Below are 1,252 nucleotides of genomic sequence, written 5' to 3' on the forward strand. Positions count from 1 at the left end.
AGTGCAGACCAAGCGGGGAAAGCCTTTCGTGCTGCCTTCGCGGCCGCATCGACATCTTCGACAGTGCCTTCGGCGACAGTTCCTATCAGCTCTTCGGTAGCCGGATTGAGAACGTCGATCCGACCGCTGCCAGTGGATTCGATCCAGGCGCCATCAACATAGATTTTGGTGCGGTCGAGAATATCGGTCATAGAAGCCTCCGTAGTCATCACGCGTGCACAGGTGAGGTGGGCCCGATCACACGGGGCACCTCTTCCGAGCCTAGCCACGCTCGACGGGTTCCGTGGCAGGTTGGTGTCGAGATTGACCTTCGACTGACGAGACCTGTGGTGCGCGCACGCTTTTCAGTGATGGTGTGAACGTACCGTTCCCCTCGTTGAGGAGGGTGAGAGTGTCGTTCAATCGATCCCGGACGGGGTGGTGAGTCGGCTGTGCTCCCGCCCCTGATGGTGTGAACGGTACGTTCGGTCGATCTGAGGCGACGAACGTGCCGTTCACTCGATCAGAGGGTGCCGGCGACGGGATGTTTCGGGGTGTTTTGGGTACGAGAAAGCCCCCCAACCAGTACTGGTTGGGGGGCTTCTCTAATGTGTGTTCGGCGGTGTCCTACTCTCCCACACCCTGTCGAGTGCAGTACCATCGGCGCTGAAGGGCTTAGCTTCCGGGTTCGGAATGGGACCGGGCGTTTCCCCTTCGCTATGACCGCCGTAACTCTATGAAACTGTCACAGTAACCTTCTTCTGATCACCTGGTTTCACCGTGCATCAACCCGAACCCGTTACGGGGTGGATGGATGACGGAGAAAACAGGGTTTCTCATCAGTATCTGTGTGTTGTTTCAGATACCGCACAGTGGACGCGTAGCTTCTTTGTGGTAAGTCCTCGGCCTATTAGTACCAGTCACCTGCATGCATTACTGCACTTCCAGTTCTGGCCTATCAACCCGGTGGTCTGCCGGGGGCCTTACCCCCTCGAGGGGGTGAGAAACCTCATCTTGGAACAGGCTTCCCGCTTAGATGCTTTCAGCGGTTATCCCTTCCGAACGTAGCTAACCAGCGGTGCTCCTGGCGGAACAACTGGCACACCAGAGGTTCGTCCGTCCCGGTCCTCTCGTACTAGGGACAGCCTTCCTCAAGTTTCTAACGCGCGCGGCGGATAGAGACCGAACTGTCTCACGACGTTCTAAACCCAGCTCGCGTGCCGCTTTAATGGGCGAACAGCCCAACCCTTGGGACCTACTCCAGCCCCAGGAT

1 protein-coding gene and 2 rRNA genes are annotated in these 1,252 nt (G+C 57.8%); all 3 read right to left on the minus strand.

What is annotated here, in order from left to right:
* A partial coding sequence (locus AC0B9F_RS38175; protein ID WP_472010412.1) for an aldehyde dehydrogenase family protein occupies positions 1-191 on the minus strand: 191 nt, incomplete at its 3' end.
* 402 nt (positions 192-593) lie between these two features.
* Positions 594-710 (minus strand): 5S ribosomal RNA (gene rrf, locus AC0B9F_RS38180).
* Between the two features lie 159 nt (positions 711-869).
* Positions 870-1,252 (minus strand): 23S ribosomal RNA (locus AC0B9F_RS38185); the annotation flags it as partial.

The sequence above is a fragment of the Streptomyces sp. NPDC097129 genome, assembly GCF_055668065.1.